Annotated in this window: 12 protein-coding genes and 1 pseudogene; 5 read left to right on the plus strand and 8 right to left on the minus strand. The window is 72.5% G+C overall.

What is annotated here, in order from left to right:
• Window positions 1-8 precede the first annotated feature (8 nt).
• On the minus strand, window positions 9-1,427 hold the full coding sequence (locus BIV23_RS20155; protein WP_071382293.1) for a GH39 family glycosyl hydrolase: 1,419 nt from the start codon (window positions 1,425-1,427) through the stop codon (window positions 9-11).
• 132 nt (window positions 1,428-1,559) lie between these two features.
• Here BIV23_RS20155 and BIV23_RS20160 point away from each other — a divergent pair, with 132 nt between their 5' ends.
• Both BIV23_RS20160 and BIV23_RS20165 read left to right on the plus strand, forming a co-directional pair.
• Window positions 1,560-2,654 (plus strand): DUF5925 domain-containing protein, encoded by a 1,095-nt coding sequence (locus BIV23_RS20160; protein WP_071382294.1) that lies wholly within the window; start codon window positions 1,560-1,562, stop codon window positions 2,652-2,654.
• Between the two features lie 15 nt (window positions 2,655-2,669).
• The gene (locus BIV23_RS20165; protein ID WP_071382295.1) at window positions 2,670-3,440 is read left to right on the plus strand and encodes a DUF72 domain-containing protein; all 771 of its coding nucleotides are present in this window, start codon (window positions 2,670-2,672) and stop codon (window positions 3,438-3,440) included.
• 36 nt (window positions 3,441-3,476) lie between these two features.
• Here BIV23_RS20165 and BIV23_RS20170 read toward each other — a convergent pair whose 3' ends face one another.
• Window positions 3,477-3,845 (minus strand): GntR family transcriptional regulator, encoded by a 369-nt coding sequence (locus BIV23_RS20170; RefSeq protein WP_071382347.1) that lies wholly within the window; start codon window positions 3,843-3,845, stop codon window positions 3,477-3,479.
• Window positions 3,846-3,929: 84 nt separating this feature from the next.
• On the opposite strand from BIV23_RS20170, the gene BIV23_RS20175 reads away from it, so the two are divergent.
• A complete protein-coding gene (locus BIV23_RS20175; RefSeq protein ID WP_071382296.1) occupies window positions 3,930-4,859 on the plus strand; it encodes a GNAT family N-acetyltransferase in 930 nt (309 codons plus the stop codon).
• Window positions 4,840-5,364, plus strand: a complete 525-nt coding sequence (locus BIV23_RS20180; RefSeq protein ID WP_071382297.1) for a ribonuclease FAU-1 family protein — start codon at window positions 4,840-4,842, stop codon at window positions 5,362-5,364. The genes BIV23_RS20175 and BIV23_RS20180 overlap by 20 nt, the downstream gene beginning before the upstream one ends.
• Before the next feature lie 17 nt (window positions 5,365-5,381).
• Here BIV23_RS20180 and BIV23_RS20185 read toward each other — a convergent pair.
• Window positions 5,382-5,983: pseudogene (locus BIV23_RS20185) on the minus strand (class I SAM-dependent methyltransferase).
• Window positions 5,984-6,094: 111 nt separating this feature from the next.
• Between BIV23_RS20185 and BIV23_RS53260 the strand changes: the two are divergent.
• Window positions 6,095-6,229 carry a hypothetical protein gene (locus BIV23_RS53260; protein ID WP_107471216.1) on the plus strand — a complete coding sequence of 45 codons (135 nt, stop codon included), beginning with the start codon at window positions 6,095-6,097 and terminating at the stop codon, window positions 6,227-6,229.
• Between the two features lie 253 nt (window positions 6,230-6,482).
• On the opposite strand, the gene BIV23_RS20190 is transcribed toward BIV23_RS53260, so the two are convergent.
• The 5 genes from BIV23_RS20190 to BIV23_RS20210 all read right to left on the minus strand — a co-directional run bounded on the left by BIV23_RS20190 (window position 6,483) and on the right by BIV23_RS20210 (window position 14,437).
• Entirely contained in the window at window positions 6,483-7,346 is an 864-nt protein-coding gene (locus BIV23_RS20190; RefSeq protein WP_071382298.1) for an esterase/lipase family protein, read from the minus strand.
• A 226-nt stretch (window positions 7,347-7,572) separates the two neighbouring features.
• On the minus strand, window positions 7,573-8,547 hold the full coding sequence (locus tag BIV23_RS20195) for a DNA polymerase Y family protein (protein WP_071382299.1): 975 nt from the start codon (window positions 8,545-8,547) through the stop codon (window positions 7,573-7,575).
• Window positions 8,544-11,981, minus strand: coding sequence for a DNA polymerase III subunit alpha (locus tag BIV23_RS20200; protein ID WP_071382300.1), 3,438 nt, complete (start codon window positions 11,979-11,981; stop codon window positions 8,544-8,546). Before BIV23_RS20200 ends, BIV23_RS20195 begins: the two co-directional genes overlap by 4 nt.
• A gap of 174 nt (window positions 11,982-12,155) precedes the next feature.
• Complete coding sequence (locus BIV23_RS20205) at window positions 12,156-13,238, minus strand: S1 family peptidase (protein WP_071382301.1); 1,083 nt, start codon at window positions 13,236-13,238, stop codon at window positions 12,156-12,158.
• A gap of 299 nt (window positions 13,239-13,537) precedes the next feature.
• Entirely contained in the window at window positions 13,538-14,437 is a 900-nt protein-coding gene (locus BIV23_RS20210; protein ID WP_071382302.1) for a S1 family peptidase, read from the minus strand.
• Between the last annotated feature and the right edge of the window lie 36 nt (window positions 14,438-14,473).

Here is a 14,473-nt window from a genome sequence, read left to right on the forward strand (position 1 = left end):
CCGGCCGCTCAGCGGCCGAGCCACTTCACCTCGTACGGCCCCATGTCGAACCGTTTGCCGTCGATCTGTGCGCTGATCGTGCGGTCCTGCGTGTTGACCACGAGGACGGTCCTGTCGCTCGCCAGGACGCGCACGTTCGGCACGTCGTCCGCGGCGACCGACACACTGGTGTACCGCGTGCCCGGCGGGAACGCCTCGGCGAACCGGGACACCAGGTCGTACATGGGCAGTTCCCGGCCACCGCCGGCGCTGTCGGTCGGCGTCCACAGACAGCCCGCGCATCCGCGGCCGGACCTGTCCTCCGGGTTCCAGTAGAAGCCGGAGCCGGCGCCGCCCTTCACCAGGGCGATCAGGCCGGTGGCCTGCGCGGCGACGCGGCGAGGCTCGGTCCAGCCGGTGCGGTTGCCGTTGCCGTCGGCGGGTTCGACGTAGTACTCGGCCCACCACAGCGGCAGATCGTGCGTCTGCCGCCGGATCCACTCGCCGACCGCGGTGAACTTGTCGGCGGCCGCGAACTCGTCGGGCAGCAGGTCGTCGTCGCGGGTGTAGCTGGAGCCGTCGACCGCGGTGAAGTCGGCGCCCGCCTTGTGGGCGTTCCAGTAGGAGAAGGCGTCCAGCACCCGCTGGTCCACGGCGCCCCAGGGGCCCTTCACCGCAGTGGAGGCGTTCTGCTCGCGCGGGTCGACGCTGTCCATGTCCAGGTACGGCCCGCCGACCATGATGTCCTTGTCGACCTTCTTCAGTGCCGTGTACACGAGGTTGTAGAGCCTGGTGTAGCCCTCGTAGTCCCAGCGGGACCTGGCGTCGTTCCAGAAGCCCTTGAACTCGTTCCAGACGATGAAGTGCTTCACGTCCGGGTAGCGCCGGGCGACGGTCGCGGCGAGGTCGGCGTAGTCCTGGTAGTGGTCGGGGGTGGGGGCGGTCTCCAGGGCGGACTGGCTCCAGTTCGTGTTGCCGACCCCGGCCCGCCCGCCCTTCATCCAGTCCGGGGCGCAGCACAGGGTGATCACCGGGGTGCCGCCGGAGGCCCGCATGAAGTCGATGCGGCGGTCCAGGGCGCCGAAGTCGTAGTGCCCCTGGACCGGTTCGGGGTTGTCCGCGCCCCAGCCCATGATGGCCTGGTTCTGCGCCAGCCCGCGGCTCCGCGTGAGCAACTGCTCCACGCGCGTGGTGGCCGCGCCGGCGCCCTCGTCAGCGCTGTACCGGGTGTGTGTGAAGCCCCAGCCGACGTACGGCTCCGGCGCCGCGCTCGGCCGGGCCGGAGTGCCGTGGACCGTGGCGCCGTCGCGGGTGGTGCCGGTGGTGCCGGGACCGCCGGACAGCGTGCTGACGAGGGTCACCACCAGGGCCAGCGCGACCGCGCCGACGCCGAGCAGGGCGGTGAACCGCCACCGCCGAGTATCCGAATCCCACCCATGACGTCCCATCAAGGACAACAGTAACGGCGGAGGGCATCCGTCCGGCGGGAGTTCGCGACACCGGGAACGGCTCTTCGGAACACCCGGCACAAGGGGAGGAAATGCCGTGCGCGGAGGTCATCGGTGTCGGATCATGGCGGCATGTCTGCGAACCCACACGACGCTCTGCCGATCCGGCTCCACGTCGACGACTCCGACTCGCCGTCCGACGTCGTCGACGCGCTGTTCCTCGGCCGCTTCGCGACGGGCGAGCAGCCGTACTCGCACTCCGTGAACATCGACCGCGTCCGCTCCGGCGCGACCCTGCTGCCCGAGGGCGCGCGCGTGCTGCGCGCCGCCCGCGACGACGACCGCAGCGCCACGCTCGCCGAGGGCGACGGCTGGACCCTGCTGGTCTCGCGCTGGAACCGCGGCGCGGACGTCACGGTCACCGCGACCAGCGCGGACCTCGCCGAGCGGGTCCTCGACCAGGCCACGGACGGCGCGGCCGACGAGCCCGAGCCGCAGCCCGAGAACGTGACGATGGGTTTCTGGTACGTCTCCCCGCGGCGCGGCCCGCACCGCACCACCCGGCAGATCTCCGCAGGCACCTGGGACGAGATCCGGCCCAACTACACGGCCCCGGTGGCGGACGCGATGGACCGCCTGATGAAGACGACCCCCGAGGACATCGCCGGCCGTCTCCTGCTGCTGCATGGCCCGCCCGGCACCGGCAAGACCTCCGCGCTGCGCACGCTCGCCCGCTCCTGGCGGGACTGGTGCCAGGTCGACTGCGTCCTGGACCCCGAGCGCCTCTTCTCCGACGTCGGCTATCTGATGGACATCGCGATCGGCGAGGAGGACGGCGCGGGCAAGGGCCGCTGGCGCCTGCTGCTCCTGGAGGACTGCGACGAGCTGATCCGCGGCGAGGCCAAGCACACGGCGGGCCAGGCCCTGTCCCGGCTGCTGAACCTGACCGACGGCCTCCTCGGCCAGGGCCGCAACGTCCTGGTCGGCGTCACCACCAACGAGGACCTGGAGCGGCTGCACCCTGCGGTGGTCCGCCCCGGCCGCTGTCTGGCCCGTGTCGAGGTGGGCCCGCTCACCCGCCGGGAGGCGGTGAACTGGCTCGGCACCGAGGAGGGCGTCGGCCGCGAGGGCGCCACCCTGGCCGAGCTCTACGCGCTGCGCCGGGGCACGGCCCCGACCTCGGTGCCGGGGGCGCGGGACGGCGCGGACGCGGGGCTGTACCTGTAGTGCTTTGATGGTGGTGTGACCTTGTTCGTCGGCACCTCCGGCTGGCAGTACAAGGACTGGCGGGACCGGGTCTATCCGCCCGGGGTCCCGGCCCGGCTGTGGCTGGAGGAGTACACCCGGCTGTTCGCGACGGTGGAGCTCAACAACGCCTTCTACCGGCTGCCGACCCGGGAGAACTTCGAGACCTGGCGCGAGCGCGTGCCGCTGGACTTCGTCGTCGCGGTCAAGGCGAGCCGCTATCTCACCCACATCAAGCGCCTGAAGGACCCCGCCGAGCCGGTCGAGCGGCTGATGAACCACGCGGCGGGCCTCGGCGGCCGCCTGGGCCCGGTCCTCCTCCAGCTCCCGCCGACCCTGCGCGCGGACCCCGCGCTGCTGGACGCGTGTCTGGCCCGTTTCCCGTCCGGTACGCGGGTGGCGGTCGAGCCCCGCCATGCCTCCTGGTGGACGTCCGAGGTGCGCCAGGTCCTGTCGGCCCGGGGCGCGGCGCTGTGCTGGGCGGACGTGCAGGCCCACCCGACGACCCCGCTGTGGCGCACCGCCGACTGGGGCTACGTCCGCTTCCACGAGGGCCGCGCCCACCCCTGGCCCCGCTACGGCCGTCGCTGCCTGGACACCTGGGTGGACCGCGTCGCGACGACCTGGTCCGACGCGCGTGACGTGTACGCCTACTTCAACAACGACCCGGGCGGGGCGGCGGTGGCGGACGCGGTGACGTTCGGGAGGGCGGCGCAGCGGGCGGGGCTGACGGTGACGCGCGTACCGGAGCCGGCCCAGGTCCGCTGAGTCCGCCTCGCCGCCCCGGGACTCCCCGCCGTCCCGCTACTTCCCGTAACCGGCCCGCAGCGCGTCCCGCACGGCGGCCAGCGCCGCCGACTCGCCCAGCCCCAGCCTGCGGACGTGCTCGACATACGTCTGCGCCGCGACGGCGGCCCCCCGCTCCGCGGCCGAGCCGGCGGCCGCCACGAAGGTGCCGTTGCGCCCCCGGGTCTCGATCACCCCGTCGGTCTCCAGCGCCCGGTACGCCTTGGCCACGGTGTTCACGGCGAGCCCCAGCGACTCGGCCAGCCCCCGTACGGTCGGCAGCCGGTACCCCACCGGCAGCACCCCGGACCGCGCCTGCTCGGAAATCTGCGCGCGCACCTGCTCGTACGGGGGCGCGCTGTCATCGATGCGGATCTTCAGGCTCACGACCCGATTGTCCCGCACCCGCCGGAGGACTCCCGCCGGAAAATGAGAGGCGTCCCGGCGCGTCCGTCCGTACGGTCGCCTGTCATGACTGTGACCGTACGCGATCTGCGCCCTGGTGACCCGCCCGATGTCGAGGACTTCGCCCGGGTACGGCATCAGGCCCTCCCTCATATCCTGTGGACCTCCGCGTCCGTCCTGCACACGCTCGCCCGCACCCCGCCCGAGGCCTGGGCCCGGTCCCTCGTGGCGGAGGAGGACGGCGAGGTGATCGGTACCGCCCAGGTGATGCTGGCGCACGACAGCCCCGAACCCGGCCAGGGGATGCTCAACATCTATGTCCACCCGGAGCGGACCGGGCGCGGCGCGGGCGCCCTGCTGGTCCGCGCCGCCGAGGAGCATCTGGCGGCGCACGGGGCGACGAAGCTGTTCGCGTGGGTGCTGGACGAGCCGGCCAACCGCGCCTTCGCCGAGAGGCGCGGCTACCGTGCCGGCCGCTGCGCCCACTTCCTCCGGCTGGACCTGTCGCGCGCCGCACTGCCGCCCCTGCCCGCTCCCCCGCCGGGCGTCGAACTGCGCACGGCCGCGGACTTCGCGGACGACCCGCGCCCGCTGTTCCGGCTGGACGCGGAGACGATGTCCGACGAACCGGGCGACATCGACATCGAGTTCACCGACTACGCGGCCTGGCTCACGCAGACCTGGGAGCATCCGCTGCTCGACCGCGAGCTGACGACGGTCGTGGTGGCCGAGGGCCGACCGGTCGCCTTCAGCGTGGCGTTCACCGACGGAGGCAGCCGCTATGTCACCGCGATGACGGGCACCGCGCGCGCCTTCCGCCGGCGCGGCCTGGCCAAGCTCGCCAAGACCGTCGCGCTGCACCGCGCCCGCGCCGCCGGCCTGACCGACGCGCGGACGGGCAACGACACCGGCAACGCCCCGATGCTCGCGATCAACAGGTCGCTGGGCTACGAGATCTGTGCGACGGAGGTCCGCCATGTCCGCGAACTGGTCTGAGCCGGCGGCCGGGTTGACGCTCGAGCCGTCGTCCGGGCTGACGGTCGTCCTGGTCAAGGGCGGCCGCACGAAGATCCGTTACCCCGCCGAGCTGCTCCACGACGACGGCACGCGCATCGCCGTACGGGCGCCGTGGGCGGGTGCCGGGGTCCGGGACTTCGGCTTCGTGCGCTTCGAGCCGGGCGACGTCTTCACCGAGTACTACTGGCGGGACCGCTGGTACGCGGTCAAGGAGGTCCGGGCCGGGGACGGCACGGTGAAGGGCTGGTACTGCGACATCACCCGCCCGGCGGTGCGCACCGGTGCCGAGCTGGTCGTGGAGGACCTCGACCTGGACCTGTGGCGCTCCGCCGACGGCGGCGACGTACGACGGTTGGACGAGGACGAGTTCGCCGCGAGCGGGCTGACGGAGGCGGACCCCGCGGCCGCGTCCGCCGCCGTGGCGGCCCTGGACACGCTGGAGGCGCTGGCCCGCGCCGGCGGCTTCGCCGGCCTGCTGGCCTGACGCGCGCCCGGCGCGGCTCACACGGTCGCCACCACCGCGTACCGCTCGTCCTCGACGGTTCTGCCCCACAGCAGCGGGTCGCCGGACAGTCGCTCCACGCGCACGTCCGCACTCAGCGGGGCGAGCAGGGCGGTGAGGCGCCCGGCGGGGATGCCGACGGGGTGCACGGTCCCCCAGACCCCCTCGACCAGCACGAAACGGCCTCCGGGCCGAGCAGCCCGCGCCAGTGCCGCAGCACCCGGTCGGGCGCGGGCAGGGCCCACAGCACATGCCGTACGAGGACGACGTCGAAGCGCTGCTCGCCCACCGGCGGGGATGCGGCGTCCCCGCACAGGACCGCCGCGTCCCGCCCGGCGAGCTTGGCGCGGGCCCGCTCGACCATCGCCGGGGACGCGTCGACACCCGTGACCCGGTGTCCCCGCTCGGCGGCGAGGAGCGAGAGACTGCCGGTGCCGCAGCCCAGGTCGAGGACGTCGGCGGGGCGCTCGGGCAGCCAGCCGCGCACTCGGGCCGCCCAGGCCGCGCGGACCTCGGGGTCGCGCAGCCCGTGGTCCGGTTCGTCGTCGAAGCCGGCGGCCTCGGCGTCCCAGTCGATCTCGTCCATGTCCACAGCGCTCATGCCCACAGAGTGACACCCGCCACTGACAATCCGGCTCCGATGAGGAACTCTCCCCAAAAGCGTCTGCCTCCGTGACATCACGGAATCCGGTAGGTGCTGAAGGAGGCAGCCATGCGCCGCGCGACCGTGCAGAAGCCCCTGAAGAAGACGGACAGCCGCCGTGTCCGCGAAGAGGCGGAGGAGCGCCCCGCGGGGCGTCCGGAGGTGCGCAAGGACATCGCCCGCACCTGGTGGCCGGACGGCTGACCGGACCGGTCCATCGCGTTCGTGCAGAACCTGACCTCGGGCAGACCGAGCGCACGCGCGCGTGCGTCCACGCATTCGTGGACGCCATCTACCTCAGCGCAGTCTGAGCACTCCCTTAACGCCGCCATAAGGATCTCCCCCGCCCGCCCCCGGCAGGCGATTTCCCGGTTCCCTGGGGCTAGCTTCGGATCACCCCACGCCGAGGGTTCCGGGGCCCGTCCGGCGGCTCAGGTCGGACAGGCCCCGGCGCGCGTCAGCTGAGGGCCGACGCGCAGGTGGTGGCGCTGGCGTGGGCCGGATCCAGCGCGTTCGCCACCTCGTGGAAGGCGATGCGGTCGAACAGGCCGATCGCGACGTGCTCGGTGAGGTCGAGCGGGCACAGGTCCTGGAGCAGGACGTTGTGGACGTCCGAGCCGCTCAGGTACTGGCTCTGCCAGGGCGTGGCCACCTCGTCGTACTTGGTCGCGATGACGGTGTAGTGCACTCCGGGGACGGTGTCGCCGCCCGCGTTGAGCTTGGTGAGGAAGTCCGAGCCGGGGATCTGGCCGGCGAGGCCGGGGGTGGTGGCCTTGATCAGGTCCGAGGCGCCGGGGAAGTACGGCAGCAGGTTGGTGAGGCCGCTGAGGGAGGCGCCGTGGTTGTCGGGGGCGAGGCCGACGAGGGCGTTCACCTTGGCGGCGCCGCCGAGGAACTTCAGGTAGTAGCGGGGCATCATGCCGCCCTGGGAGTGGCCGACGAGGTCGGCCTTGGCGGCGCCGGTCGCGGCCAGCACCTTGTCGACGAAGGCGGAGAGCTGCCCGGCCGACTGGTCGATGGGGCCGAGGCCGTAGAAGAGCGGGACGCCGGTCAGTTGTCCGTAGTCGAGGGAGAAGACGCAGTATCCGCGGGCCTCCAGGTAGGGGGCGAGGGAGAGCCAGTTGTCGACCGAGTTGCCCAGGGTGCCGTGCACCAGGACGACCGGCCGGGGATGGTCGGCGGAGGGCTTGCAGCCGAAGTCGTTCCAGCCGGTGCTCGGGGCCGAGTCGGCCGCGTTCGCGGTGGCGGCCGGTACGACGGCGACGGCGGCGGTGAGCAGCAGTGCGGTGAGCGGTCTGAGGGCTCGCTTCCAGGGCAGCATCGGGTGATCTCCTTGCGGCTCAAGGGAGGTACGACGGCCTGACCCTGTGATCCGGATCACGAGGATGCTGTTCACTCATCAAGTTACGGGCGAGTAGCGCAAGTGTGAAGTTACGCGCCAGTAAAAAACTTCCAGCACCAGGGGAACATCGCCTGACCTTGACGCTTCGTCACCAGACGGGCCGTATCACTCCGCCCCGGGCCGGCTGACACCCGGCCGAACGGAGTCACGCCGCCAGCGAACCCGGGATCACCGCCCGGGGCCCGAACTTCGCCCGCGCGCGGTCCGCGACCTCCTCGATGCGGCGGACCTTCTCGTCCACGGGGTCGAAGGTGAGCTGGTAGGAGGCCTGGTCGGCGCAGGTCAGGCCTTCGGCGCGCAGGGCGATCGCGCGGACCCGGGCGCGCTGGAGGCCGAGCGCCTCGTACATGCCGCAGGCCGTCCGCGTCAGGGCCGCCGAGTGGGCGGTGGGCTCCTTCAGGGTGCGGCTGCGGGTGGTCGAGGATCGGTCGGCGTAGCGCACGGTGAGGGTCAGGGTGCGGCAGACCTGCTCCAGCGCGCGCAGCCGGGCACCCAGTTCCTCGGCGGCCGACAGCAGCGCCCTGTGGTGCCGGTCGGGGTCCAGCTCATCGAGTGCGAAGGGCCGTTCGGCGACGAGCGACCGCGACACGGCGTTCGGCACGACGCGCCCGCGATCGATGCCGTTCGCCTTCTCCCGCAGTTCCCGGCCCGCCCGCGCGCCGATCAGCCGCTGGAGCGTGGACAGCGGCGCGGCGGCGACCGGCCCCAGGGTGTCCAGGCCGTACTCGCACAGGGTGCGGGCGGTCGCCGCGCCGACGCCGGGCAGCGCGGACACCGGCAGCCCGGCGAGGAACTCCGCGACGGCGTCCGGGTCCTCCGGCACGGCACACGTCACCCCGGGCCGGGCGTCGCGCAGCGCCACGCGGGCCAGCATCGGCCCCGGCCCCGCGCCGATCGCGCAGTCGACGCCGTACCGCGCGAGGGCCCGCACCCGGATCACCGAGGCCAGGTCCACGGCATCGCGCCCGAAGTACCGCTGGGCGCCGCGCAGATCGGCCAGCGCCCCGTCCGGGGGCAACGCCTCGACGACGGGGGTGAAGTCCTCCAGCAGTCCGAGCAGCCCCGGCAGGGCCGCCTCGTACATCGGCGGCAGCTGGAAACGTACGCAGAGGATGGTCATCCCGCACTCCCCGGACTCTGGTGCCACAACTTCCGCATCGCCGCGGGCCCTTGCGCGGCCTCCTGCCCGGCGGGGCGCAGGTCGGCCCACGGATGCATCTCGTATCCGGTGGGCAGACGGATCCGCCGCCCGCCCGTGCCGTCGCCCGCGCCGTCTCCGTCGCCGCCCCCGGTCAGCGGCTCCGCGAGCCGCGCGGCCACCACGTCCAGCCCGCCCTCGGCGCGCAGTTCGACCAGCTCGGCGAGGTTCCAGGCGGCGGAACCCACCACGCTCAGGCTGCGCGGCCCGCGCCGCTGCACCACTCCCCGGACTAGCAGCAGCCACGAATGGAAGACGGTGTGGGCGCAGGCGTCGTGCGAGTCGTCGAAGAACGCCAGATCGACCAGCCCGGTGCCGTCGTCCAGCGTGGAGAAGATGACCCGCTTGCCGGACCGGATCGGCGGGGTCTGGGTGGCCGCCTTGGCGCCCGCGACCAGCACGGTCTCCCCGTGCCGCGCCGCACGCAGCCGGCGCGCGGAGACCACGCCCAGCTCTTCGAGGAACTCCCGGTGGTCGTCCATGAGATTGCGCGAGGCGTCCATGGACAGCACTCCCAGCTCGGCGCTGAGCCGCTCGGCATCCGACAGGTCCGGCAGTCCGGCCGGGGCGGTCCTGCGCCCGCCGGACAGCGGCAGCTGGCCACCGCCACCGCTGCGCGCGCCCCGCTGCAGCTCGGTCAAGTGCAGTTGCAGATCACGCCGGTTGGCGCCGAACGCGTCCAGCGCCCCCACCTGGGCGAGCCGCCCGGCCAGCGGCCGGCTGGGCCGCCCCCGCTCCCAGAAGTCCACCAGGGAGGCATACGGCTGCCCGTCCTCGATCCTCTTCGCCTCCGCCTCGCTGATCCCGTGCACATCGCACAGGGCGAGCCGCAGTCCCCACACCCCGGATTCAGACACCAGTTCGATCCGATGAGCGACCCCGGACACGTTCACGTCCAACGGCAGGATCGGCACCCCCCGCCGCCGCGCGTCGGCCAGCAGCAGCCGCTTCGGGTACATCCCCGGGTCGTGCGTGAGCAGCCCGGCGTAGAAGGCCGCCGGATGATGGGCCTTCAACCAGGCCGACTGGTACGTCGGCACGGCGAAAGCCACGGCGTGCGCCTTGCAGAACCCGTACGACCCGAAGGCCGCCACGATCTCCCAGGTCCGCCGGATCGTCTCCAGGTCGTACCCGTTCGCCGCCGCACGCTGCGCGAACCACACCCGGATCCGCCCCTGCGACTCCGGGTCGGACAGCCCGCGCCGCACCCGGTCGGCCTCGCCCCGCCCGCACCCGGTCAGGATGGCGACGATGTCGATGATCTGCTCGTGGAAGACGACGACGCCGTACGTCCCCCGCAGCGGCTCTTCCAGATCCGGATGCGGATACCGCACGGGCGCCCGCCCGTGCCGCGCCTCGATGAACGGCCGCACCATGTCGGCGGCGACGGGCCCGGGCCGGAACAGCGAGATGTCCACGACCAGATCATGGAAGGTGCTCGGCTGCAGCCGCCCCACCAGATCCCGCTGGCCCGGCGACTCGATCTGGAAGCATCCCAGCGTCTCGGCGGACCGGATCAGCTCGTACGTCGCCGCGTCCCCCGCCGGCACCGCGTCCAGGTCGACCCGCTGCCCGGTGGCCCGCTCCACCTCGGCCACGGCGTGCGCCATGGCCGACTGCATCCGCACCCCCAGCACATCGAGCTTGAGCAGCCCGAGGTCCTCCACGTCCTCCTTGTCGAACTGCGACATCGGCAGCCCCTCGCCGCTGGTCGGCACCACCGGCGTACGAGCGAGCAGCGAGGCGTCGGACAGCAGCACCCCGCACGGATGCATGGCGACCCCGCGCGGCAGGGCGTCGAGCGCCTCGACCAGTTCCCAGAGCCGCCCGTACTTCTCCTTCTCCCCCGCCAGTTCCCGCAGTTCGGGCAGTTCTTCCAGGGCGGCTCGCGCGTCCCGGGCCCGGATGTGCGGAAAGGACTTGGCGACCCGGTCGATCTCCTCCGGATCCATCGACAGGGCGGCACCCACGTCCCGGACGGCATGCCGGACCCGGTAGGTCTCCGGCATCGCGACCGTCGCGACCCGCTCCTCGCCGAAGCGCCTGATGATCGCGCGGTACACCTCCAGCCGCCGCGCCGACTCCACGTCGATGTCGATGTCGGGCAGCACGACGCGTTCCTTCGACAGGAAACGCTCCATCAGCAGCCCGTGCTCGACCGGGTCGGCGTGCGCGATGCCCAGCAGATGGTTCACCAGCGACCCCGCGCCGGAACCACGGGCGGCGACCCGGATGCCCATCTCCCGCACGTCGTCCACGACATGGGCGACCGTCAGGAAGTAGGAGGCGAAACCGTGGTGGCCGATGATGTCCAGCTCGTCGTGCATCCGCTCCCAGTACGCGCGCCGCCCGCCGTAGCCGAGCCGCAGCATCCCCGCCACCGCCCGCGAGGCGAGGGTCCGCTGGGCGGTCCGTCGCCCGGCACCCACGAGGTGGGCCTCGGGGAAGTGGACCGTACCGATCCCGAGGTCGTCCTCGGGATCGACCAGGCACTCGGCGGCCGTCGTCCAGGTCTGCTCCAGCAGCCGGTGGGCGGCGCTGCGCCGGTAGCCCGCGGCCTCCACGATCCGCTCGGCCGCCCGCAGCATGTCCCCCGCCCCCTTGAGCCAGGCCTCGCCGGAGTCCAGCTCCTTCGTCGGGTCGATCGGGACCAGCCGCCGGGCGGCGTCCAGCACGTCGGCGACCGGGCCCTGGCCGGGGTCGGCGTACCGGACCGCGTTGGTCAGCACCGGCCGCACCCCCTGCTCGGCGGCGAAGCCGACGGTACGGGCGGCGAGCCGCAGCGAGCCGGTCCCCGTCCCCGTACGCCCGTGCCAGACGGCCTCCAGCCGCAGCGCGTCCCCGTAGACCTCACGCCAGGCGGCGAGCAGCCCGGCCGCACGGTCCGGCCGCCCCGCGGCCAGCGCACGCCCCACGTCGGAGCCGGGCCCGAGCAGCACGGTCAGCCCGTCGCCGTGGTTGTCGGGCCAGGTCAGCCGGGGGGTGTCCGCGCTCTTGTGCGCGGCCGTGACGAGCCGGCACAGATCGGCCCACCCCCGGGCGCCGGCCCGGGCGAGATAGGTGACCCGGGGCGTCGACTCGTCGACGAAGGCGCCACCGCGGACCGGGGCACGCCGCCTCTCGCCTCGCGGCGCCCGCACCGGAGCCGCCGCGAGATTCACCCCGAAGACCGGCCGCACGCCCGCCTGCGCGCAGGCCTTGGCGAAGCGCACGGCCCCCGCGACGGTGTCCCGGTCCGTCAGCGCGAGCACGTCCATGCCCCGCTCCGAGGCACGCTCGGCCAGCCGCTCCGGATGGGAGGCCCCGTATCTCAGGGAGAACCCGGAGACGGTGTGCAGATGCGCGAAGCCCGGCACACACACCTCCCGCACTCGAACATCAGTTCCCTATTTCCACCCCCACCATACCTCCATTCTCGAACGTATGTACGACATCCGTTCGATCGCCTCCCACCTGCGCAAACACCCGTCCGCAGGCATGCCGAAGCCCCGCCCCCACCACCGGGGACGGGACTCCGTGAGAAGCGCGGATCAGCCGAGCTGCGCCCCGGTGGCCGACAGGGCCGCCGTGACCGGCTGGAAGAACGTCTCCCCGCCGGAGGTGCAGTCACCGCTGCCCCCCGAGGTCAGCCCGACGGCGTTGCTCCCGGAGAACAGCGACCCGCCGCTGTCACCGGGCTCGGCGCACACATCGGTCTGGATGAGCCCGCTGACGGTCCCCTCTTGATAGTTCACGGTGGCGTTCAGCCCGGTGACCGTCCCGTCGTGCACATGGGTGGTGGACCCGCTGCGGGTGACCTTCATCCCCACGGTCGCCTCGGCGGCCCCGGTGATCTTCCGGGTGGACCCGTCGTACAGGTCGACCTCGCTCGGGTGCGCCACGTCCGCCGTGTACTTGACGAGCCCGAAGTCGGTGCCCGGGAAGTGCGACTCGGCGTTCTGCCCGATCTCGTTGCCGCTGGAGTCCGACCAGGTGGAGATGGCCGCCGTGCAGTGCCCGGCGGTCAGGAAGTACGGCTGCCCGCCCTTGACCACGTTGAACCCGAGCGAGCAGCGCCCGCCCGACCCGCTGATCGCGTCGCCTCCGGCGATGAAGGGCTTGAACTCCCCCTTCGACCGCTTCAGTTCGGCCTTCGTGCCGAGCCCGTCGACCACCTTGCTCAGCTTGGCCCACTGCGCCCCGGACACCGTCCTGTCGGCGGTGACGACGACCTTGTTGCTGACCGGGTCGGTCGCCCAGGACGTACCGGCGATGGTCGCGTCCTTCTTCAGCACGGTCCGCGCGCCGTCGAGCGCGGCGAGCGAGTTACCGACGAGTCTCGCCTTGGCCCCGGCCGCCTCGACCGTTCGGGCGGCACCCTGGTCGAGCACGTTGACGACGAGGTTCTTCGCCCGGGCGTCGTAGTAGCTCCCGGCGGCATCGGAGCCCAGACGACTGAGCAGCGTGGAGGCGAGATTTCCGGCCGCGGGAGCGGACAGGACCCGCACCTGCGGAGCGGACGTGACCGGCTCGCTGGCGTTCGCGTTCTGCAAGGTGACACCCGCGGCGACCAGCGCGGCGATTCCCGCGCCGGCCACGGCGGCCCGCCGCCCGGATATGCGTCGGTGCTTCAACTCACGTCCTCCTGTGGGGGGACGGCCCGCAGGCTGTGGGGACCTGGTCGGACCGGAAGGCTGGTTGACGATCGCCCACTCTTCCGAACGACACAGGGAGCACACAAGGTTGACTTCAGGACGCGCGCGGAGCGGTCTCGCGCACCCCACCGCCTCGACCGTCCGCCGTTCGCGCCAGGAAGTTCGCTCTGCAAACACCACGGGCGAGTAGCGTCGCTCGGAGCGTGATGGCCGAAACAGAGCCCCCGCAGGCGCGACGCCTGCGGGGGCTCCGGAAACCGAGGCCGGAGCCGGGAACGCTACGGCAGCGTGACCCCGTAGTAGCTCAGCGCCTCGGTCACCGGCTGGAAGAACGTCGTACCGCCGGAGGTGCAGTCACCGCTGCCACCGGACGTCAGTCCGTACGCCACGGACCCGCCGTACAGCGGACCGCCGCTGTCGCCGCCCTCGGCGCAGACCGTGGTCTGGATGAGCCCGGAGACGATGTCCCCGCTGCCGTAGTTGACGGTGGCGTTCAGCGCGGTGACCCGCCCGCTGTGCGTACCGGTGGTGGAACCCCGGCGGTAGACGGTCGTGCCCACGGACGGCGTGGCCGCGCTCGTGATGGACTGGCCGCCCACCGAACTGGGGTGCGCGATCGAGGAGTTGGTGTACCGGACCAGAGCGAAGTCATTGCCCGGGAAGCTGTAGCCGACGTTGGTGCCGAGCACCGTGCTGTGGCCGGAGTTGCTGTACCAGGTGGAGGCGACCTGTCCGCAGTGGCCGGCGGTGAGGAAGTAGTACGTACTGCCGCTGTGCACGTTGAACCCGAGCGAGCAGCGGTAGGAACCACCGTAGATGGCGTCGCCACCGGAGATCAGCTTGTTGAACCTGCCCGGGGTGTGCTTGATGGTGAGCGCGTCCGACTCGGCACCGGCCTGCCGCTTGATCCTGGCGATCTCGGCCTGGGACACGGTGCTGTCGACGGTGACCACGACATGTCCGGTGCTGCTGTCGACGGCCCAGGCCGTACCGGCCACGTCGGCCTGACGGACGGAGTCGCTCGCTCTGGTGAGCTGGGTGGCGCTGAACGTGTGGGCGTCACCGGCGTGCGCGGTGGGCGCGGCGAACGCCGCTGCGGCAAGGAGACCGGTCGCCACGGCGATCAGTCGGGTCCGTCTCGCCGTACCGCTGCGGGGAGTGGTGCGCTTGATCCTCACTTTTCGTTCCCTCCAAGGGAAGTCGGGGGCCCGCGT

The organism is Streptomyces monashensis, assembly GCF_001866665.1.
Lineage (GTDB): Bacteria > Actinomycetota > Actinomycetes > Streptomycetales > Streptomycetaceae > Streptomyces > Streptomyces monashensis.

Coding starts and splice junctions, on each gene's coding strand:
- BIV23_RS20155 (WP_071382293.1), bottom strand. CDS start 1,427: ATGGGACGTCATGGGTGGGATTCGGATACTCGGCGGTGGCGGTTCACC.
- BIV23_RS20160 (WP_071382294.1), top strand. CDS start 1,560: ATGTCTGCGAACCCACACGACGCTCTGCCGATCCGGCTCCACGTCGAC.
- BIV23_RS20175 (WP_071382296.1), top strand. CDS start 3,930: ATGACTGTGACCGTACGCGATCTGCGCCCTGGTGACCCGCCCGATGTC.
- BIV23_RS20180 (WP_071382297.1), top strand. CDS start 4,840: ATGTCCGCGAACTGGTCTGAGCCGGCGGCCGGGTTGACGCTCGAGCCG.
- BIV23_RS53260 (WP_107471216.1), top strand. CDS start 6,095: ATGCGCCGCGCGACCGTGCAGAAGCCCCTGAAGAAGACGGACAGCCGC.
- BIV23_RS20190 (WP_071382298.1), bottom strand. CDS start 7,346: ATGCTGCCCTGGAAGCGAGCCCTCAGACCGCTCACCGCACTGCTGCTC.
- BIV23_RS20195 (WP_071382299.1), bottom strand. CDS start 8,547: ATGACCATCCTCTGCGTACGTTTCCAGCTGCCGCCGATGTACGAGGCG.